The sequence below is a fragment of the Hominiventricola filiformis genome (assembly GCF_020686965.1).
GTDB lineage: Bacteria > Bacillota > Clostridia > Lachnospirales > Lachnospiraceae > Hominiventricola > Hominiventricola filiformis.
In genome coordinates this window covers 79,217-100,347 of record NZ_JAJEPS010000003.1, presented here as the reverse complement: position 1 = coordinate 100,347, position 21,131 = coordinate 79,217, and the positions used below count along the sequence as shown (strand labels likewise).

At 49.1% G+C, this 21,131-nt stretch carries 20 protein-coding genes and 1 tRNA gene; 19 read left to right on the top strand and 2 right to left on the bottom strand.

The window, feature by feature from the left end; genetic code table 11:
- Positions 1–2 precede the first annotated feature (2 nt).
- The 17 genes from LKD36_RS04800 to LKD36_RS04720 all read left to right on the top strand — a co-directional run bounded on the left by LKD36_RS04800 (position 3) and on the right by LKD36_RS04720 (position 16,556).
- A complete protein-coding gene (locus LKD36_RS04800; protein ID WP_308458909.1) occupies positions 3–1,499 on the top strand; it encodes a cobyric acid synthase in 1,497 nt (498 codons plus the stop codon).
- On the top strand, positions 1,499–2,128 hold the full coding sequence (locus LKD36_RS04795) for a precorrin-8X methylmutase (RefSeq protein WP_308458908.1): 630 nt from the start codon (positions 1,499–1,501) through the stop codon (positions 2,126–2,128). Before LKD36_RS04800 ends, LKD36_RS04795 begins: the two co-directional genes overlap by 1 nt.
- A 5-nt stretch (positions 2,129–2,133) precedes the next feature.
- Positions 2,134–3,195, top strand: coding sequence for a nicotinate-nucleotide--dimethylbenzimidazole phosphoribosyltransferase (gene cobT / locus LKD36_RS04790; protein ID WP_308458907.1), 1,062 nt, complete (start codon positions 2,134–2,136; stop codon positions 3,193–3,195).
- 19 nt (positions 3,196–3,214) lie between these two features.
- Positions 3,215–4,390 (top strand): cobalt-precorrin-5B (C(1))-methyltransferase CbiD, encoded by a 1,176-nt coding sequence (gene cbiD / locus LKD36_RS04785; protein WP_118769320.1) that lies wholly within the window; start codon positions 3,215–3,217, stop codon positions 4,388–4,390.
- On the top strand, positions 4,387–5,442 hold the full coding sequence (locus LKD36_RS04780) for a cobalt-precorrin 5A hydrolase (RefSeq protein ID WP_308458906.1): 1,056 nt from the start codon (positions 4,387–4,389) through the stop codon (positions 5,440–5,442). Before cbiD ends, LKD36_RS04780 begins: the two co-directional genes overlap by 4 nt.
- A 3-nt stretch (positions 5,443–5,445) precedes the next feature.
- Entirely contained in the window at positions 5,446–7,518 is a 2,073-nt protein-coding gene (gene cobK / locus LKD36_RS04775) for a precorrin-6A reductase (protein ID WP_308458905.1), read from the top strand.
- Positions 7,515–8,888: a cobyrinate a,c-diamide synthase gene (locus LKD36_RS04770; RefSeq protein WP_308458904.1), complete on the top strand. Its 1,374-nt coding sequence runs from the start codon at positions 7,515–7,517 to the stop codon at positions 8,886–8,888. Before cobK ends, LKD36_RS04770 begins: the two co-directional genes overlap by 4 nt.
- Entirely contained in the window at positions 8,882–9,421 is a 540-nt protein-coding gene (locus tag LKD36_RS04765) for a bifunctional adenosylcobinamide kinase/adenosylcobinamide-phosphate guanylyltransferase (RefSeq protein WP_308458903.1), read from the top strand. Before LKD36_RS04770 ends, LKD36_RS04765 begins: the two co-directional genes overlap by 7 nt.
- Positions 9,418–10,182 carry an adenosylcobinamide-GDP ribazoletransferase gene (locus LKD36_RS04760; RefSeq protein WP_308458902.1) on the top strand — a complete coding sequence of 255 codons (765 nt, stop codon included), beginning with the start codon at positions 9,418–9,420 and terminating at the stop codon, positions 10,180–10,182. The genes LKD36_RS04765 and LKD36_RS04760 overlap by 4 nt, the downstream gene beginning before the upstream one ends.
- Complete coding sequence (locus tag LKD36_RS04755) at positions 10,179–10,559, top strand: bifunctional adenosylcobinamide kinase/adenosylcobinamide-phosphate guanylyltransferase (protein WP_118769326.1); 381 nt, start codon at positions 10,179–10,181, stop codon at positions 10,557–10,559. The genes LKD36_RS04760 and LKD36_RS04755 overlap by 4 nt, the downstream gene beginning before the upstream one ends.
- Positions 10,552–11,169 carry a histidine phosphatase family protein gene (locus LKD36_RS04750; RefSeq protein ID WP_308458901.1) on the top strand — a complete coding sequence of 206 codons (618 nt, stop codon included), beginning with the start codon at positions 10,552–10,554 and terminating at the stop codon, positions 11,167–11,169. The genes LKD36_RS04755 and LKD36_RS04750 overlap by 8 nt, the downstream gene beginning before the upstream one ends.
- Positions 11,145–12,113: an adenosylcobinamide-phosphate synthase CbiB gene (gene cbiB, locus LKD36_RS04745; protein WP_308458900.1), complete on the top strand. Its 969-nt coding sequence runs from the start codon at positions 11,145–11,147 to the stop codon at positions 12,111–12,113. Before LKD36_RS04750 ends, cbiB begins: the two co-directional genes overlap by 25 nt.
- Entirely contained in the window at positions 12,101–12,634 is a 534-nt protein-coding gene (locus LKD36_RS04740) for a cob(I)yrinic acid a,c-diamide adenosyltransferase (RefSeq protein ID WP_308458899.1), read from the top strand. The genes cbiB and LKD36_RS04740 overlap by 13 nt, the downstream gene beginning before the upstream one ends.
- The gene (locus LKD36_RS04735; RefSeq protein ID WP_308458898.1) at positions 12,634–13,551 is read left to right on the top strand and encodes a radical SAM protein; all 918 of its coding nucleotides are present in this window, start codon (positions 12,634–12,636) and stop codon (positions 13,549–13,551) included. The genes LKD36_RS04740 and LKD36_RS04735 overlap by 1 nt, the downstream gene beginning before the upstream one ends.
- Entirely contained in the window at positions 13,548–15,101 is a 1,554-nt protein-coding gene (locus LKD36_RS04730) for an ABC-F family ATP-binding cassette domain-containing protein (protein WP_308458897.1), read from the top strand. The genes LKD36_RS04735 and LKD36_RS04730 overlap by 4 nt, the downstream gene beginning before the upstream one ends.
- Before the next feature lie 94 nt (positions 15,102–15,195).
- Positions 15,196–16,218 carry a UDP-glucose 4-epimerase GalE gene (galE, locus tag LKD36_RS04725; RefSeq protein WP_308458896.1) on the top strand — a complete coding sequence of 341 codons (1,023 nt, stop codon included), beginning with the start codon at positions 15,196–15,198 and terminating at the stop codon, positions 16,216–16,218.
- A gap of 14 nt (positions 16,219–16,232) precedes the next feature.
- Positions 16,233–16,556 carry a PTS sugar transporter subunit IIB gene (locus LKD36_RS04720; protein WP_308458895.1) on the top strand — a complete coding sequence of 108 codons (324 nt, stop codon included), beginning with the start codon at positions 16,233–16,235 and terminating at the stop codon, positions 16,554–16,556.
- Between the two features lie 49 nt (positions 16,557–16,605).
- Here the strand turns inward: LKD36_RS04720 and LKD36_RS04715 are convergent, their stop codons facing one another.
- On the bottom strand, positions 16,606–18,246 hold the full coding sequence (locus tag LKD36_RS04715; RefSeq protein ID WP_308458894.1) for an ABC-F family ATP-binding cassette domain-containing protein: 1,641 nt from the start codon (positions 18,244–18,246) through the stop codon (positions 16,606–16,608).
- 170 nt (positions 18,247–18,416) lie between these two features.
- Between LKD36_RS04715 and glgA the strand changes: the two genes are divergently transcribed.
- Positions 18,417–19,868, top strand: coding sequence for a glycogen synthase GlgA (gene glgA, locus LKD36_RS04710; RefSeq protein ID WP_308458893.1), 1,452 nt, complete (start codon positions 18,417–18,419; stop codon positions 19,866–19,868).
- Positions 19,869–19,984: 116 nt separating this feature from the next.
- Here glgA and LKD36_RS04705 read toward each other — a convergent pair.
- Positions 19,985–20,057 (bottom strand) — tRNA-Thr (locus tag LKD36_RS04705).
- Positions 20,058–20,307: 250 nt separating this feature from the next.
- Between LKD36_RS04705 and LKD36_RS04700 the strand changes: the two genes are divergently transcribed.
- On the top strand, positions 20,308–21,081 hold the full coding sequence (locus LKD36_RS04700; protein WP_118769335.1) for a formate/nitrite transporter family protein: 774 nt from the start codon (positions 20,308–20,310) through the stop codon (positions 21,079–21,081).
- Positions 21,082–21,131: the final 50 nt, after the last annotated feature.

Sequence of the window (21,131 nt, the reverse complement as noted above, 5' to 3'; positions counted from 1 at the left end):
ACGTGGCAAAAGCGATTATGGTGCAGGGAACCATGTCCAATTCCGGAAAGAGTTTCCTGACAGCGGGACTATGCAGGGTATTTAAGCAGGATGGTTATAAAGTGGCACCCTTTAAATCCCAGAATATGGCCCTCAATTCCTACATTACAAAGGAAGGACTGGAGATCGGCCGGGCACAGGCCATGCAGGCGGAAGCATGCGGCATTGATCCGACAGCAGATATGAACCCGATTCTGCTCAAACCCACCAGCAATGTGGGAAGCCAGGTCATTGTAAACGGGGAAGTCCGCGGCAACATGAAAGCCATGGATTATTATAAGAATAAAAAGCAGCTGATTCCGGATGTGCTGACAGCTTATGAGCGGCTGAGCAATGAGTACGACATCATTGTCATTGAGGGAGCAGGAAGTCCTGCGGAGATTAATCTCCATGAAAATGATATCGTCAACATGGGAATGGCGAGAATGGCGAAAGCACCGGTACTGTTGGTGGGAGATATTGACAGGGGCGGTGTTTTTGCGGCCTTATACGGCACTGTAAAGCTTCTCCCGGAGGATGAGCAGGCCATGATTAAAGGTCTGGTTGTCAACAAATTCCGCGGGGATGTGAAGATCCTGGAGCCGGGACTTCGGATGATTGAAGAAAAGACGGATATTCCGGTGGTGGGAGTGGTTCCTATGGAACGGCTGGATATCGATGATGAAGACAGTCTTTCCGACCGCCTTGAGCAGACTCATAAAGGAGCAGGCCTTGATGTGGCGGTGATCCGTCTGCCTCATATTTCTAATTTTACGGATTTCTCCGTCTTTGAGCGGATGGATGGGGTATCCCTCCGGTATGTATCCCAGCCGGGGATGCTGGAAGATCCGGATCTGATTCTGCTGCCGGGTACCAAGAATACCATGGACGATATGCAGTGGCTCCGGGAGTCCGGTATGGAAGCGCTGATTTTACGGCAGGCAGAGAAGAAGACGCCGATCATCGGCATCTGCGGCGGTTTCCAGCTTCTGGGAAAAGTCATGGAAGACCCGGACAATGTGGAGCACGGCGGTACCATGAGAGGCATGGGTCTTCTGGATACGAAGACTGTTTTTGCCAAATCTAAGACCAGAACCCAGATTCATGGCATCATGAGGAAGGGTGTCGGCCTGTGGAGTGACTGGGAAGGAAAAGAAGTGACCGGTTATGAGATTCATATGGGTGTTTCCGAAAATCTGGGCGGCTGTCAGGAGCTGGTTCGTCTGGAGGACGGAAGGATTGATGCCCTTGCCAATGAGGACGGCACCGTTCTGGGAAGCTACCTCCATGGTCTCTTTGATACGGATGATTTTGCAGAGAGCATGATCCGGGAACTTATGAGAAGCAAAGGCCTTGATTACGGCAGCTGGCACTTTGATCTGGCTGCTCACAAAGAGCAGGAATATGACAAGCTGGCAGATCTGGTCAGATCATCATTTGACATGAAAAAAATATACGAAATTCTGGAGGCGGGGATCTGATGCTGAATGAGATTAAGATTGTAAAACCAAATGAGATAGAGAAGCGCAGTATGGAGATTATCACGCAGGAGTTAAATGGAAGAACCTGGCCGGAGCCTCAGTTCTCCATCGTAAAACGCTGCATCCATACGTCTGCGGATTTCGACTATGCGGATAACCTGTGCTTTTCTGAAAATGCAGCCATGCTGGGCGTGGAAGCCTTAAGAAGAGGCGCTGTCATTGTGACGGATACGAAGATGGCATGGTCCGGAATTAATAAGAAAAAGCTGGCAGAGTACGGCGGAGAAGCTTACTGCTTCATGTCCGACGAGGATGTGGCAAAAGAAGCGCAGGAGAGGGGATGTACCCGTGCAGCCATCTGCATGGAGCGGGGCGCAGCTCTCGGCAAAGAAGTGATCTTTGCAGTGGGAAATGCACCGACTGCACTGATCCGTCTCTATGAGCTGATCCAGGAAGGCAAGGTAGATCCGGCACTGATCATCGGTGCACCAGTAGGATTTGTCAACGTGGTAGAGGCCAAAGAGCTGATCATGACGGCGGGGGTTCCCTATATTGTTCCAAGAGGAAGAAAGGGCGGCAGCAACATTGCAGCAACCATCTGTAATGCCATGCTGTATTATAAAGGTTAGAGAAGATGGACAGACTGAAAGAGATCATTGCCGGCATTCAGCCGACAGATGCAAACGCAAGAGAAGAAGCTTGGAAAAACTGGGATTCCTTGTGTAAACCATTAAGAGGACTTGGATGGCTGGAAGAAGTGGTGGTCCAGATCGCCGGAATCTATGGAGATGCCCATCCCCATCCTGACAAACGTGCCGTCGTGCTTATGGGCGCTGATAATGGAGTAGTAAAAGAAGGCGTAACCCAGACGGACAGTTCTGTTACCATGCAGGTACTGGAAAATATGGGAAATGACCTGTCCACTGCCTGCATTATGAGCCACCTGGCGGGATGCACGATGGTTCCGGTCAATATCGGAGGACTGAAGGATGGGGTACATCCGAGGATCCGTAATTGTGTGGTACGTTATGGCACCGGAAACATTGCAGAAGGCCCGGCCATGACCAGAGAAGAATGTGTGCAGGCAATTCTGACGGGTGTGGATACGGTCAGAGACCTGAAAGCAGAAGGATATGATCTGATTGTGACCGGCGAGATGGGAATTGGCAATACAACCACCAGCTCTGCCTGTGCAGCCGTATTGTTTGACCAGGCGCCGGAAGTAGTGACAGGAAGAGGTGCCGGTCTTTCCACCGAGGGACTGAATAAAAAAGTACGTGCCATTGAGCGTGCCATTGAGGTAAACCATCCTGATAAAACAGATGCCATTGACGTGATCTCAAAGGTAGGAGGTCTTGATATTGCCGGTATGGTGGGATGCTATCTCGGAGCAGCTTATTACCATCTCCCAATTTTGATTGATGGCTTCATTTCTGCTATTTCTGCATATCTGGCAGGCATGCTCTCTAAGACCGCAAAGGAATATATGATTCCGACCCACGGATCTGCAGAGCCGGCGGCTAAGCTGGCGATGGAACATCTTGGAATGCAGGCACCGATACAGGCAGGCATGCATTTAGGAGAGGGAACTGGAGCAATCATGGGTCTTTCTCTTATTGACCAGGGACTGAATGTATACTATCATGTGGCAACCTGGGATGGTGCTCATGTGGAGGCTTATACACATCAGAAATAACGGCAGGAGACCTTTTTTGATGGAAGAATACATTTATAAAAACCATAAAAAACTAAGATATGGATATACGACCGGTTCCTGTGCAGCGGCTGCTTCCAAAGCAGCGGCTGCCATGCTGCTTTCAGGGAAAGAGATCTCGGATGTGGAACTGATGACGCCAAAAGGCATTGCCCTTCGGCTGGAAGTGCTGGAAATCCATTGCACGAAAACATCTGTCTCCTGCGCGATCCGGAAGGACGGTGGGGATGACCCGGATGTGACCAACGGCATTCTGATCTATGCGGAAGTGACCCGGATTCCGGCAGATGAACTGGAGGCAGGGGGAGAACGGATTTTGATTGACGGCGGCAGAGGCGTCGGCCGTGTCACAAAACCGGGACTGGAACAGCCGGTAGGGGCAGCAGCCATCAACAAAGTACCCCGGCAGATGATCCGGGAAAATCTGGAGGCTGTCTGCGAAAAATATGGCTGGCAGGGTGGTCTGAAAGCAGTCATTTCCATCCCCCAGGGAGAAGAACTGGCGGCAAAGACCTTTAATCCGCGCCTTGGTATTGTGGGCGGCATCTCGGTTCTTGGCACCAGCGGAATCGTGGAACCCATGAGTGAGCAGGCATTGATCGAGACTATCCGGGTGGAGATGCGGCAGAAACTGGCAAATGGCATGGAGTATCTTCTGGTGGTGCCGGGCAATTACGGGATTGATTTTCTGGAGCAGTACGGACATGGTTTGGACCTCAATGATGCTGTGAAATGCAGTAATTTTGTAGGCGAGGCATTGGATGCAGCCGTGGAATTCGGAGCAAAAGGTGTACTGCTGGTGGGCCACATCGGTAAATTTGTGAAGCTGGCGGGGGGCATTATGAATACCCATTCCCATAATGCGGATTCCCGTATGGAGCTTCTGACGGTCCATGCGGCACTTTTAGGAGCCCCCACAGAACTGCTTCAGAAGATGATGGAGTGTGTGACCACCGATGATGCATTAAAATATCTGAAAGAAGCGGGGCTGTTGAAGCCTGTTATGGACAGAATTATGGAGCGGATGGAGTTCTATGTCAATCACCGGACCCAGAGCAGTATCGAGCTTGGCGTCATTACCTTTTCCAATGTATTCGGAATTCTGGGACAGACTTCCAAAGTGCCGGATCTGGTGGAAAAAATCGGACATCAAAAGGGAGGACAGGCAGATTCATGAAAGCGGGAATCATCTGTTTTACGGAGCATGGAGTTTTGCTCGCTGAGCAGCTGGTAAATGGACTGGCTGCTCACGGAATTCTATGTGAGGCATGGCTTAAGAAGAAAGAATACCGGTCAGCGCTGCCTGTGGAGGTAGCGTTTCTGGAAGGAACCCTGTCAGAATGGACGGCGGAGCAGTTCCGTTCCAAAGACCTTCTGATTTTTATCGGCTCCACGGGAATTGCCGTGCGGAGCATTGCCCCTTACGTGCAGAGCAAGAAGACAGACCCGGCGGTGATCGTGGTGGATGAGCAGGGACGGCATGCCATCTCTCTTCTGTCCGGCCATATTGGCGGAGCCAATGAACTGACCCTTCTGGTGGCAGAGCTTACCGGAGCGGAACCGGTGATTACGACGGCAACGGATCTTCATGGAAAATTTGCAGTGGACGCATTTGCGGCGAGGAGAAATCTATATATGGATTCCATGCCTGCAGCGAAGGAAATTGCAGCAGCACTGGTGGATAATCTGAAAGTCGGCATGTGGAGCGCATTTCCGGTAACCGGTGTAATTCCACCGGAACTGGACACGGAAGGGGAAGAGCCGCTGGGATTTTCCATAGATGTGCAAAAGACCAGCCCTTTTGAGAAGACGCTTCATCTGGTGCCGAAGGCAGTGGTGCTGGGAATTGGGTGTAAAAGAGGAACAGAGAGAGCGGTCATCCAGGAACTGGTGGAAGAAGTGCTGGAGATCAACGGTATTTTCAGGGAAAGTATCTGTAAGATCGCTTCCATAGATCTGAAAAAAGACGAAACAGGGATTCTGGAGCTGGCGGAAAGCTATCAGGTTCCCTTTCTCACCTATCCCGCAGAGGAGCTGAAAAAAGCAGTGTGTGAAGACGGATTTGCAGAGTCAGCCTTTGTAGAATCCGTTACCGGAGTGGGAAATATATGTGAGCGTTCGGCCCTTCTGGCGGCAGGGGTACAGAAACTCCTGATTCCCAAGACGGCGAGAAATGGTGTGACAGTAGCAGCAGCTGTGATGGATCTGACCATCTGTATGGAGGACTAGCGTATGAGACCAGTGATTATATTTGCAGGAACAACAGAAGGAAGAAAATTGTCAGAGTATCTGGCAGTGAGAAAAGTTCCGGTGACCGCCTGTGTGGCAACGGAATATGGCGAGACTCTCCTGACGGAAACGGAATACCTGAAGGTGCATGCCGGACGGATGGACGAGGCAGCCATGGGGCAGTTTTTTGAGGAACAAAAGACGGAGCTGGTAGTGGATGCAACCCACCCCTACGCGGCGGTCGTGTCGGAAAATGTGGCAGCAGCCTGTAAAAAAGCAGGAGTGGAATATCTCCGCCTGATTCGGGAGTCCAGTACTTCTGAGACGGAAGATGCAGTTCTGGTGGATTCCGTGGATGAGGCGGTGAATTTCTTAAAAGAGACCGAAGGAAATATTCTGGCGACCACAGGGAGCAAGGAGCTTTTTAAATATACGGTGATTCCGAATTATGAGAGCCGGGTCTTTGCAAGGGTGCTGTCCACTGCGGAAGTGGCATCAGCCTGTGAAAAACTGGGATTTGTGGGACGAAATCTCATCTGTATGCAGGGACCCTTCAGTGAGGCATTGAATGAAGCCATGTTAAAGCAGTTTGACTGCCGGTATCTGGTCACTAAGGAGACGGGAAAAGCCGGTGGTTACGAGGAAAAGGTAGAGGCGGCAAAGCGTGCCGGAGCAAAACTGGTGCTGGTGGGACGCCCTCCGGAGCAGAAAGGCTTTTCCTATGACCGGGTGGTGGAGATGCTGAATGTGCGGTTCGGACTGGAACCGGAGCAGAAGGAAGCTGCCGGAAGTCATGTGCCGGGAGCACTGGAGAAACGGGCAGAAGAGTCAGGTGCCCGTCGTCAGGTGACTCTTATTGGCATCGGTATGGGCACTGCAGAAGGAATGACGGTGGAAGCAGCAGAAGAGATCCGGAAAGCAGATCTGTTTATCGGAGCCAGACGGATGCTGGACGCTGTACAGACGAAGGGCGCAGATCCGGCCTTTTATGAAGGCAAACAGGAGTTTGCGGCCTATGAGCCCCGGAAGATCGCCGATTATCTGGAGCTTCATCCGGAATATGGACATGCGGTGATTCTGCTGTCCGGAGATATTGGATTTTACAGTGGGGCAAAGAAGCTTTATGAGGTGCTGGATCCTCAGAATTATGAAGTGAAAAGTCTGTGCGGTATTTCTTCCGTGGTATATTTCTGCGGAAAGCTGAAAACCTCCTGGGAAGATGTATGTCTTCAAAGTACCCATGGACGGAATGCGAATCTTATAGGGGCTGTGAAAGCCCATGAGAAGACCTTTACGCTTCTGAGTGCTCATGGAAGTGTGGAAGGACTGTGTAAAGAACTGAAGGAATATGGTCTCATGGATGTGACCCTTTATATTGGAGAGAGACTTGGCTACCCGGAGGAAAAGATTACCACTGGAACGCCGGAAGAACTGGAACAGGGAAGTTACGATGACCTTTGTGTGGCTCTCATTAAAAATTCCCACCCCTTCAAGGGGATCCGCTCCTGCGTGGAGGATGAAGAATTCCTGCGGGGAAAAGCGCCTATGACCAAGAGTGAGATCCGAAGTCTTTCCGTAGCAAAACTGCATCTGGAAAAAGATTCCGTGGTCTATGATGTGGGAGCAGGTACCGGTTCCGTGACCATTGAGCTGGCACTGGCTGCCCCAGATGGTATAGTTTATGCTGTGGAACGGAATCAGGAGGCGTGTGATCTTATTGAGCAGAACAAGCGGAAGTTTGGAACACCGAATATTGAGGTGATTCACGGACTGGCACCGGAGGCCATGGAAGATCTGCCCGCACCGACCCATGCCTTTATCGGCGGTTCTGCCGGTAACTTAAAAGAAATTCTGGAAAGTCTGCTGGCAAAGAATCCGAAGATCCGTGTGGTGATCAATACAGTGACGCTGGAGACCATCGGGGAAGTGACGGAGTGCTTAAAAGATCTGCCGCTGCTGGAGGAAGAGATCGTTTCCGTCAGTGTGGCGAAGGCGAAGAAACTTGGAAGCTATCATCTCATGATGGGACAGAATCCGATTTACATTATTACCTGCAGGGGGGCTGTGAAAGAGTGAAAAGACACATACCGAGAATCCTTCTGACTGCACCGGCCAGCGGAAGCGGCAAGACTCTGATTACCTGCGGGATTCTGCAGGCACTGGTGAACAGAGGGATGAAAGTAGCATCCTATAAGTGTGGACCAGATTACATTGATCCGATGTTTCATGGAAGGGTCATTGGAACCCGGTCAAGAAACCTGGATACCTTTTTTACAGATACAGAGACCACCCGTTATCTCTTTGCAGAAAACGCATCGGACTGTGATATTGCCGTGACAGAAGGGGTTATGGGATATTATGACGGTCTGGGAGGTGTCCGCACGGAAGGAAGCACCTATGATGTGGCGGCTGCCCTTGCCATACCGGCGGTACTGATTGTCAGCTGCAGGGGGGCCAGTCTTTCTATTCTGGCCATGATCAAAGGATTTCTGGAATACCGGCCAGACAGCCGGATCAAAGCCGTGATTCTGAATCAGATTTCTCCCATGATCTACGGGCAGTTGAAGCCCCTCATTGAAGTGGAACTGGGTGTGAAAGTACTTGGCTATGTGCCGAAGCTTACGGATCTTAATCTGGAAAGCCGTCATCTGGGACTGGTACTGCCGGGAGAGATCGAATCCTTGAAGGAAAAGCTGAACCGGCTGGCAGCTGTGCTGGAAGAGACGCTGGATCTGGATGCCTTCTGCACACTGGCAGAAGACACGGAAGAACTGACCATACAGGTACCGGAGATACCGGTATTAGAAGCACCGAAAAAAATACGGCTGGCAGTGGCGGCAGATGATGCCTTCTGCTTTACGTACCAGGATAATCTGAAGCTTTTGGAAACCATGGGTGCAGAGCTTGTCTTTTTCTCGCCCCTTCAGGATAAAAAGCTGCCGGAAGAGGTGGATGGCATGATTTTAAGTGGCGGTTATCCGGAACTTCATGCAAAGACCTTGAGCGAAAATCGCTCTATGAGAGAAGCCATCAGAAAAGCGATCGAGGATGGGATGCCCTGTATCGCGGAATGCGGCGGTTTTCTCTATCTTCACCGGGAGCTGGAAGGACAGGACGGTGTGTTCTATCCTATGGCAGGAGTATTGGATGCGAAGGCCTACAGGACGGACCGGCTGGGACGTTTTGGATATATTACCTTGACGGCAGAGGAAGACCAGCTTCTGGGAAAAGCAGGGATGGAAATTCGCGGACATGAATTTCATTACTGGGACAGTGAGCAGTGCGGAAAGAGTTTCCATGCGAAGAAACCAGTGGGAAAGCGGGAATGGGACTGTGTGAACAGCAGTAAATCCCTGTATGCGGGATTCCCCCATCTCTTTTTCTGGTCCAACCCTGAGGCAGCTTACGAATTTTTAAAGAAATGTGAGGAATACCACGGATGTTAATGATGGTGACCGGAGGAAGCGGCAGCGGAAAATCAGAATTTGCGGAGTCGCTGGTAACCGGACTGGCGGACGGTCCGAATCTCTATATTGCAACCATGTTCCCCTTTGACGAGGAATGCCATAAGCGGATTGCAAGGCACCGGGAAATGCGGAAAGATAAGGGATTTGATACACTGGAGTGTTACACAGGGTTAAAACATGCAGATGTGTCTAGTTATCATACGGTGCTGCTGGAATGTATGTCCAATCTGACCGCCAATGAGATGTATCAGGAGAAGGGCAGCGGGGATCACTGCGTGGAGGAGATTCTTGCAGGAATCCGCCATGTAAAGGAACAGTGCCGGAATCTCATTATTGTGACCAATGAGATTTTTTCGGATGGAATGGACTACGACGAGGAAACCAGGCGGTATCAGAAGTATCTGGGAGAGATCAATGTCCGGATGGCTTCCATGGCGGATCTGGTGGCAGAGGTGGTATATTCCATCCCGCTGATTCATAAGGGAGACTTAAACGAGGTGTTTGGACGATGAAGAAAGTATGGAACAGTTTTTTGATTTCCTTTGCTATGTTTTCCAAGATTCCCGTGCCGCGGGCAGACTGGGATAAGGAAAATATGAAATATATGATCTGCTTTTTTCCGGCCATCGGTGTGATCATCGGTCTGCTGGAATGGGGCTACGGATGGGTGGCAATGAAGCTCGGCTTTGGAAGCCTGATGCGGGCAGCAGGTTTTGTGCTGATTCCGCTCATTGTGACCGGAGGTATTCATCTGGATGGATTTCTGGACACGGTGGATGCCCTCAGCTCCTACCAGCCCTTGGAGAAAAAACTGCAGATCTTAAAGGATTCCCATGCAGGTGCCTTTGCCATTATTATGGGATGTGCTTATTTTACATTGGGACTGGGTGTATGGAGTGAGATGAAGACAGAGCTTCTGCCGGTGATGGCGGTGGCTTTTGCCCTGTCCCGGGCTTTAAGCGGGCTGGCTCTTTCTACCTTCCCGAAGGCGAATAAGAGCGGATCTCTTAGCATGTTTTCTGATGCGGCTCAGAAAAAGATCCTGCTGGGGACACTGACCCTGTGGATTCTTGCCTGTGGGGCAGCGGCCCTTTGGTTGAATCCGGTGATCGGAGGAATTATGCTCCTGACCCAGGCAGCAGTGTTCTGGTATTACCATCATGTAGCCATGAAGGAATTTGGCGGAACGACGGGAGATATTGCAGGATTTTTTGTACAGGTATGTGAACTGGCATGTGCCTGTACGGTGATGCTGGGAGGAAAATTATTATGATTCTGGTGACAGGCGGATGCTTTCAGGGAAAGACAGATTATGCGTGTGAGACCTTTCACATTGCAAAAGAAGAAGCAGCAGATGGCATGGACTGCCCGATGGAAGCCATCTATGAGACAAAGCTTCTCTATCATTTTCATGAGTATATCAAACGGTGTATGGAAGCGAATCAGGAACTGGATCTTGAAGAGCTGGAAAGACGGAATCCGGACATTGTGCTGGTGACCAACGAACTTGGTTATGGGGTGGTTCCCATTGACAAATTTGACCGGGCTTACCGGGAGAAGACCGGAAGAGTCTGCTGTCAGGCGGCAAGGAGGGCATCAGAAGTCCACCGGGTAGTCTGCGGAATCGGGACGGTGATCAAGCATGGCTGAACTTATCCTGATCCGGCATGGTAAGACCGCAGGAAATCTGCTGGGCCGCTATATCGGCAGCCGGACCGACGAACCCTTATGTGACGAAGGAAGAGAAGGACTTGCGGGAAAGCAGCTGCCGGAGGTAGAACGACTCTATGTCAGTCCCATGAAGCGGTGCGTGGAGACGGCAGAAATCCTCTGGCCGGGATTTGACCAGAAAAAAATGCAGAAAGTGACGGATCTCCGGGAATGCGATTTCGGAGATTTTGAAAATAAGAATTATAAAGAACTGTCCGGAAATGGGGACTATCAGGCGTGGATCGACAGCAATGGCACGCTGCCCTTTCCAAATGGCGAGTCCATGGATGCCTTCAAGAGCCGGTGTCTTGAGGCCTTTGCCCGGATTGTAGAAGAAGTGTCCGGGGCAGAGCAGGAATGGATCGCTTCCGGGAAGACCGGGATATTCAGGGCAGGAATTGTGGTACATGGCGGCACCATTATGGCAATCTTGGAACAATACGGCTATCCCAAGGCTGCTTATTTTGATTATCAGGTAAAGAACGGCTGCGGCTATAGGCTGACGCCGGTGGAGGGAACAAGGTTATGGAATTGTCTTTGCTTGCAGTAATCCTGGGATTTGTCCTGGACCTCATAGTGGGAGATCCCCACTGGCTTTATCATCCCATTCGTCTGGTGGGACATCTCATCAGCGGACTGGAGAAGCTGCTTCGGAGTATTTTCCCGAAGACGGAACAGGGAGAGCTGATCGCAGGAGGATTCCTGCTGGTGCTGACGGCTGGAATCACCACGGCTGTTGCCTGGGGACTTCTCCTGGCGGCAGGTCTGGTGCATCCCTATCTGAGATTTGCGCTGGAAGTCATTATGTGCTACTGGGTACTGGCGACCAAATCTCTGAAGACCGAGACCATGAAAGTCTATGATGCACTGAAAGAGGGGGACCTTAAGAAAGCCCGCTTCGCTGTATCCATGGTAGTAGGACGTGACACCGAGGTGCTGGATGACATCGGCGTGACCAAGGCAGCTGTGGAGACGGTGGCAGAAAATGCTTCCGACGGCGTGATCGCACCCCTTCTTTTTCTCATGATTGGCGGTGCACCCCTGGGATTTTTCTATAAGGCAGTCAATACCATGGATTCCATGGTGGGCTATAAAAATGATAAATATCTCTATTTTGGCCGTGCGGCGGCAAAATTTGATGATGTGCTGAATTATATTCCGGCCCGGCTGTCGGGCATGCTGATGTGCGGGGCGGCAGCTTTCTGCGGCATGGATTCGAAAAATGCCTGGAGGATTTATCGGAGAGACCGGTACAATCACAGCAGTCCCAATTCTGCCCACACAGAAGCCACGGCAGCAGGAGCCATGCATATTCAGCTGGCCGGAAATGCTTATTATTTTGGAAAATTATATGAGAAGCCAACGCTGGGGGATCCGGACCGCCCGGTGGAATATGAGGATATTCCGAGGGTGAACCGGCTGCTTTATGCAACGGCAATACTGTCACTTGTGGTCTTTGGATTGGTGAAAGGAATCGTATTATGGCTCATTTAAAGAAAGGCTGTCTGCAGATCTATTGTGGAGATGGAAAAGGAAAAACCACGGCTTCCGTGGGACTGGCGGTCCGTGCAGCCGGCACCGGCATGAAAGTCTATTTTTGCCAGGTGATGAAGGACGGACGCTCCGGTGAGGTGGAGATGCTGAAAAAACTGGGCATCAACTACCATTGCTGTGGGGAGCGGCTGGGATTTTTCTGGAATATGACGGAGGAGCAGAAGGCAGCAGCTGCCAGACTCTATAATCAGCTGTTTGATGAGGCGGTGAAGACCGCCGCAGAGGAAGACTATGATCTTCTGGTCATTGACGAATTTATAAGTGCCTACAATCACGGATTTATTGATCAAAAGAAAGCCCTGCATTTCTTTTTAAACAGACCGGAGCATCTGGAAGTGGTTCTGACCGGAAGAGAGCCGGGAGAAGAACTGCTGGAACTGGCAGATTATGTGACGGAGATGCGGAAGGTGAAGCATCCCTTCGATCAGGGCATCCCGGCGCGAAAGGGAATCGAATTATAGTGGACAGAACAGAATTATACAGGAACTGTTGTCTCTGCCCCAGAGAATGTAAAGTAGACCGGAGGGCAGGAAAGACCGGATTCTGCGGCATGACTTCCGAAGTGATGGCAGCCAGGGCAGCCCTTCATTTCTGGGAGGAGCCCTGTATTTCCGGAACAGAAGGATCAGGCGCTGTCTTTTTCTCTGGCTGTACCCTTCGCTGTGTCTTTTGCCAGAATCACGAGATCGCAGCGGGAGCGGTAGGAAAGCCGGTGACAGAAGAGCGCCTTTCCCGGATTTTTCTGGAATTACAAGAAAAAGGCGCCAATAATATCAATCTGGTGACAGCCACCCAGTTTTTGCCGACAGTGATTCCGGCATTACAACATGCGAAAAAGATGGGACTTACCATTCCCATTGTCTATAACACCGGTGGCTATGAAAAGGTGGAAACACTGCGCCTTCTGGAAGAACTGGTGGATATCTGGCTTCCGGACTGCAAATATCGGAGTGCAGAACTTGCGGCACGCTATTCCCGTGCGGCGGATTATCCGGAGACGGTGAAGACTGCCCTGACAGAGATGGTGCGGCAGACGGGTGCCCCCCTGTTTGACAGGCGTGGTATGATGAAAAAAGGCGTCATTGTCCGGCACCTGGTATTGCCGGGCTGTGTATCCGACAGCAAGGATGTACTGGAGTATCTGTGGGATACCTTTGGAAACCAGATCTATGTGAGCATTATGAGCCAGTATACGCCGCTGCCCCATGTGGCGGCCTATCCGGAGATTAACCGGAAGGTAACGGACGAGGAGTATGAAGAAATTGTAGACTATGCCCGCTTTCTGGGAATGAGCCAGGTGTACATTCAGGAGGGCGGCTGTGTGGGAGAAAGCTTTATCCCCCCATTTAATTATGAAGGAATAGAGAGGAACGTATGAGTATTTTAAATGTCGAACACTTAAGCCACGGATTTGGCGACCGTGCTATTTTTCAGGATGTATCTTTCCGTCTGCTTAAAGGTGAGCATATCGGTCTTATCGGAGCCAATGGCGAGGGAAAATCCACATTTATGAGCATTATCACCGGGAAGCTGCAGCCGGATGAGGGAAAAGTAGAATGGTCCAAAAATGTGCGCGTTGGTTACCTCGACCAGCACACGGAACTGAAAAAAGGCATGACCGTCCGGGAGACACTGGCATCGGCCTTTTCTTTTCTCTTTGAACTGGAAGAGCAGATGAACCAGATGTATGACAAGATGGCGGAGGCGACCGACGAAGAGATGGCTTCTTATATGGAAGAAACGGGCGTGATCCAGGAACTTTTGTCTGCCCATGATTTCTATATGATTGATGCAAAAGTAGAGGAAGTAGGACGGGCGCTGGGTCTTGCAGACATCGGACTGGACCGTGACGTGACGGAATTGAGCGGCGGTCAGAGAACAAAGGTGCTGCTTGGAAAACTGCTTCTGGAAAAGCCGGACATCCTTCTTTTGGACGAGCCTACCAACTATCTGGATGTGGAGCATATTGAATGGCTGAAGCGGTATCTCAATGAGTATGAAAATGCATTTATCCTCATTTCCCATGACATTCCCTTCCTCAACAGCGTGGTCAACCTGATCTACCACATGGATAATCAGCAGCTGAACCGCTATGTGGGCGATTATGATAAATTCCAGGAAGTTTATGCGGTGAAGAAGGCACAGCTGGAAGCAGCCTACAACCGGCAGCAGAAGGAAATCGCACAGCTGAAAGATTTCGTGGCGAGAAATAAGGCAAGGGTTTCCACCAGAAATATGGCCATGTCCCGCCAGAAGAAGCTGGATAAGATGGATGTGATCGAACTGGCAGCGGAGAAACCGAAGCCGGAGTTTCATTTTAAAGAGGCACGGGTGCCGGGCAGATACATTTTCCAGACGAAAGAGCTGGTGATCGGTTATGACGAACCTTTGTCAAAGCCCCTCACTGTGGAGATGGAACGGGGAGAGAAGCTGGTACTCACCGGTGCAAACGGAATCGGTAAGACAACGCTTCTGAAAAGCATTCTCGGACTGATCCCGGTATTGCGTGGAAGTGTAGAATTGGGTGATTATCTGGAGATCGGATATTTTGAGCAGGAGATGAGTCAGGATATCGCCACCACCTGCCTGGAAGAGCTGTGGCAGGAATTTCCGGTATTTACCCAGTATGAAGCACGTTCAGCGTTGGCAAAGTGTGGTCTGACTACCAAACATATCGAGAGCCGTGTGAAAGTATTAAGCGGAGGTGAGCAGGCCAAGCTGCGCCTCTGCAAGCTCATCAACCGGGCAAGCAACCTTCTGGTTCTCGACGAGCCCACCAACCATCTGGATGTGGATGCCAAGGAGGAACTGAAACGTGCGTTGCAGGAATACCGAGGAAGCATTCTCATGGTGTGCCATGAGCCGGAGTTCTACGAAGGACTGGCGACCAAGGTATGGGACTGCAGCCAGTGGACGACACGGGTGTAAAGGCAGAATCCATGTTTGCCAATCCCTGTAAATTGTGCTACACTAATTAAGTTAAGGTTACTTTTTCTATTAAACTCAAGTGAGGTAAGAATCGATGAAAATTTTAGTGACTGGTGGTGCCGGATATATCGGAAGCCACACATGTGTGGAACTGCTGAACAATGGCTATGAAGTAGTGGTTATGGATAACCTGTATAATGCAAGCGAGAAAGCACTGGACAGAGTACAGCAGATCACGGGAAAAACTTTAAAGTTTTATAATGCAGATATGTTGGACCAGCCGGCGATGGATCAGATTTTCGAGGCTGAGAAGCCGGATGCCGTCATTCATTTTGCAGGATATAAAGCAGTAGGTGAGTCAGTGGCAAAACCGATCGAGTATTATCACAATAATATGACCGGCACCCTGCTTCTCTGTGATACCATGAGAAAACACGGATGCAAGAATATTATCTTCAGTTCTTCTGCAACTGTATATGGAGATCCACTGCAGATTCCGATCAGCGAGGAATGCCCGAAGCAGAATCCGACCAACCCGTATGGACAGACCAAGACCATGCTGGAGCAGGTGCTGATGGATATCCATCGTGCAGATCCGGAGTGGAATGTTACCCTGCTTCGTTATTTTAATCCGATTGGTGCTCACAAATCCGGTCTTATCGGAGAGGACCCGAAAGGAATTCCGAACAACCTGCTTCCCTATGTGGCACAGGTAGCCATCGGAAAACTGAAATGTGTTGGTGTCTTTGGAAATGACTATGATACGCCTGATGGAACAGGTGTGCGTGACTACATCCATGTAGTAGATCTGGCGAGAGGTCATGTAAAAGCAATTGAAAAATTTAAAGAAAATAAAGGCGTTCTGATCTATAATCTGGGAACTGGACACGGGTATAGTGTTCTTCAGGTCATTGCGGCATTTAGTAAGGCATGTGGAAAAGAAATTCCGTACGAGATTAAACCGCGCCGTGCAGGGGACATTGCAACCTGTTACTGCACACCGGCAAAAGCAAAAGCAGAACTCGGCTGGGAAGCAGAGTATGGTATTGAAGAGATGTGTGCGGACTCCTGGAGATGGCAGTCACAGAACCCGAACGGATATAACGATCCGGAATAAGGGACGAGGGAAGAATGAAGATCGTATTGGTGTGTTATTCCGGAAGCTCGGCCAGTATTTTGAGAGACCGGATGCTTGCCTGGGCCAGAGCGAATCTAGTGAATGCGGAAGTGATAGTCTCTTCGCTGGCAGGACTTGATTACGACAAAGAAGACGCAGACATCGTACTGGTTGGTCCACAGGTGCGCTGTGCACTTAATAATGTGAGAGAACGTGTGGCACGTAACATTCCGGTTATGGCTGTGGATACCCGTGACTATGGAATGGCAAAAGGAGATCGCGTCATGCAGGATGCCATGGAAGAAATCAAACGGTATCACGAACAGATGCCGAAGTAAAAAAATACCTCTCTGGAAATATTCCAGAGGGGTATTTTTGTGGAAAAGTTTAGTTATCGTCTTCGTCTTCTTTACTGTTGCTGTAGACAGTTCTCTTTCTTGCCATTTCATCGCTTTCCAGATATTCATCATAAGTAGTGATTTTGTCAATGATAGAACCATTCGGCAGAATCTCGATAATTCTGTTTGCGGTGGTCTGCACGATCTGATGGTCACGGGAGGAAAAGAGAAGCACTCCCGGGAATTTAATGAGACCGTTGTTGAGAGCGGTGATGGACTCCATATCCAGGTGGTCGGTCGGCTCGTCCAGAAGCAGGACGTTGGCACCGGAGATCATCAGCTTGCTGAGCATGCAGCGGACTTTCTCTCCTCCGGACAGGACGCGGACTTTCTTCACGCCGTCTTCACCGGCGAAGAGCATACGCCCCAGGAAACCACGGACATAAGTAGCATCTTTGATCTCAGAATATTGGGTCAGCCAGTCAACGATGGTGTCGTCGTTATCGAACTCTTTGGTGTTATCCTTCGGGAAATAGGACTGGGAAGTGGTAATTCCCCATTTATAATTTCCTTCGTCCGGCTCCATCTCGCCAGAAAGGATACGGAACAGAGTGGTCTTTGCAAATTCGTTGCTGCCTACAAATGCAACTTTGTCGTCATGTCCCAGAATGAAGGATACATTGTCCAGAACTTTTACGCCGTCGATGGTTTTGGAGATGCCTTCTACGGTCAGTACTTCATTTCCGATCTCACGGTTCGGACGAAAATCAATGTACGGATATTTACGGCTGGAAGGACGGATTTCATCCAGCTGGATTTTCTCCAGAGCTTTCTTTCTGGAAGTAGCCTGTTTGGATTTGGAAGCATTTGCGGAGAAACGGGAGATGAAGTCCTGTAACTCTTTGATCTTCTCTTCCTTCTTCTTGTTTGCCTCCTTCATCTGACGGATCAGCAGCTGGCTGGACTCATACCAGAAATCATAGTTTCCGGCATAGAGCTGAATCTTGCCATAGTCGATGTCGGCAATGTGGGTACATACTTTATTTAAGAAATAACGGTCATGGGATACGACGATGACGGTGTTCTCAAAGTTAATCAGGAACTCCTCAAGCCATGCGATCGCATCCAGATCCAGGTGGTTGGTCGGCTCGTCCAGAAGCAGGATGTCGGGATTTCCGAACAGTGCCTGAGCAAGCAGGACTTTGACCTTCTGGGCACCGATCAGGTCTTTCATCATGGAATAGTGAAGCTCCGTCTCAATTCCCAGACCATTTAACAGGGTAGCGGCGTTGGATTCTGCTTCCCATCCATCCATGTCTGCAAATTCGCCTTCCAGCTCGCTGGCGCGGATACCGTCTTCATCGGTAAAATCTTCTTTTGCATAGATGGCATCTTTTTCTTTCATGATCTCATAGAGACGTTCATTTCCCATGATGACAGTATCCATAACGGTATACTCGTCATATTTGAAATGATCCTGTTTTAAGAAAGACAGACGCTGTCCCGGCGTGATCACGATCTCACCGTTGGTGCTGTCCAGTTCTCCGGAGAGAATCTTCAGGAAGGTAGACTTCCCGGCACCGTTGGCACCGATCAGACCATAACAGTTTCCCTCGGTGAATTTAATATTCACATCTTCAAAGAGGGCCTTTTTTCCAATACGTAAGGTCACGTTGTTTGCACTAATCATATTCAAACCTCATAATTACAGTAATTTCATGTCTTTAAGCCACGATTTCCATTATTACATGAATGACGGGTTTTTTCAAGAAAAATAATGAAAAATCCCTTTTGAAATGAGTCGGATTATGATATGATATTTACAACAGAATTTTCTTATCTTGTGGGAGGGGTTCTTATATGAAGAAAATATTATTTGCGGCTTCCGAATGCGTGCCGTTTATCAAAACAGGGGGACTTGCGGACGTATGCGGAGCGCTGCCAAAGGGATTTAATAAGGATGAGTGGGATGTGCGTGTGGTAATACCGAATTATACCTGTATACCGGATGAATTCAGGAATAATTTCAAGTATATCACACATTTTTATATGGGAACCGGTTCTTATAATCCAGGTGCCCACGTGGGTGTCATGACTTATGAATATGAAGGGGTTACGTTCTATTTCATTGACAACCTGGTGTATTTTGGAGGCTCCAGACCCTATGGGGATTTCCGGACGGACATTGAAAAATTTGCCTTCTTTGATAAGGCGGTATTATCCATTCTTCCCATCGTTGGATTCCGCCCGGATCTGATCCACTGCCATGACTGGCAGACCGGACTAATTCCGGTTTATCTGAAGACAGAGTTCGCAGCCGGTGAATTTTATCAGGGTATCAAGACGGTCATGACCATTCACAACTTAAGATTCCAGGGTATCTGGGATATCGAGACGATGAAGGGTCTGACCGGTCTGCCGGATTATGTATTTACACCGGATAAGCTGGAGTACAAGCGGGATGCCAATATGCTCAAAGGCGGACTTGTGTACGCGGATTATATCACGACAGTCAGTGAAACCTATGCCCAGGAGATCCAGACACCGGAATACGGCGAGGGAATGGATGGTCTGTTGTCCGCAAGACATATGGATCTTAGAGGAATTGTCAATGGTATCGATTATGATATCTGGAATCCGGAGACCGATGCGAAGATCCCGGATCATTATTCCATCAAAGATTTCAAGAAAGGCAAAGCGGCCAACAAGAGAGCACTGCAGGAAGCATTGGGCCTGACGGTAGACGAAAATAAGATGGTGATTGGTCTTATTTCCAGGCTGACCGACCAGAAAGGTCTCGACCTGATTGCAGAAGTGATGGAGCAGATCGTGGATGATAATACCCAGTTTGTGGTGATTGGTACCGGAGACGAACGGTATGAGAATATGTTCCGACACTATGCATGGAAATATCCGGATAAAGTATCTGCCAATATTTATTATGCAGACGAGATGTCTCACAAGTTGTATGCGGCAGCAGATGCGTTCCTCATGCCGTCGGCATTTGAACCCTGTGGCCTGACCCAGCTCATTTCCCTTCGGTATGGAACCCTTCCGATTGTGCGTGAGACCGGCGGCCTGAAGGATACCGTAGAACCCTACAATGAGTATGAAGGCAAAGGAACCGGATTCTCCTTTACGAATTATAATCCATGGGATATGATGGAAGTCATCAACTACGCAAAATATACTTATTTCGTACATCGCAAAGAATGGGACGAGATGGTAGAACGTGGCATGAAGAAAGATTTCTCATGGGATGCATCCAGATATAAATACGAAGGAATCTACTCCTGGCTGATTGGCTGGTAGGATTTCCACAAAGAGAAACAAAGTCCCCAACTGTGCAGCAGCACGGTTGGGGACTTCTTCATTGCAATATTCTTTTTAAAAAGAAAAAGTCCTGAAATCCAGGACTCCGCAAAGTAAGCTCCCGACCGGATTCGAACCGGTGACCTACGCATTACGAGTGCGTCGCTCTACCTGCTGAGCCACGGAAGCATTGATTGCATTCAGCAACGAAAATTATTATATCTTATGGTAGAGAAAAAGTAAAGTGCTTTTTGAAAAAAATTGAAATTCTAGTTTTGCAGATGAAAAATCAGGAAATGGTTTCCTACAATATGTACAATCACACATAGGAAAAAGTATGTTATTATAATAACAATCTTTAAAGCATATGGGATGGTACAGATAAAGAAATCTGTGACAGTAAGGGACGGAAAAACGAAAACAGATAGGAGAGATGATTATGTTTCGTGATGAATTCAATAGTGTATGCAATGCGGCAAAAGGAAAGATGGCACTTCTTAACAACAATCCAGCTGGTTATTTTATGTCAGCCATGGTGGCAGGCGCCTTTATCACCCTTGGCGGATTTGTAACGTTTACCCTCGGCTCGATTCTGACAGCAGCGGGATGTACGATTACAAAAGTGATTATGGCGTTTTCCTTTGCGTCTGCACTGAGTCTGGTGGTTATGGCAGGAGCGGAGCTTTTTACAGGTAATAACTTTGTAATGGCAGCAGCTTCTTTCAAAAAAGAAGTATCCTGGCTTGACACTCTGAAATTGTGGGTTGTCTGTTATCTTGGAAACTTTGTGGGAGCGGTGATCCTGGTAGCGTTGTTCCAGCTTGGAGGAGTTCCGAAGGGAGCTACCGGTGAATATTTTGCAACGATTGCAGCTGGAAAGATGGGCGGAACCGCATCAGCTTTATTCTTTAAAGGAATGCTCTGCAATATGCTGGTATGTCTGGCAGTCTGGTGCTGCACAAAAATGAAGACAGAATCTGGAAAGCTGATCATGATTTTCTGGTGTATTTACATATTTATGGCATGCGGATTTGAACATAGCATCGCAAATATGAGTGTGATGGCAGTCGGTCTGTTGAATGGTGCAGGTGTGGAAGGCGTTTCCATTGCAGGATATTTTCATAATCTTCTGTGGGTAACACTTGGTAACATAGCAGGTGGTGCACTTCTGGTTGCATTCCCTTATTACATTATTCAGAAAGAAAAAAAATAGTAATTATCTTATATTTGAAATCCCATATAAACCCGGGGCATCAGCACAAT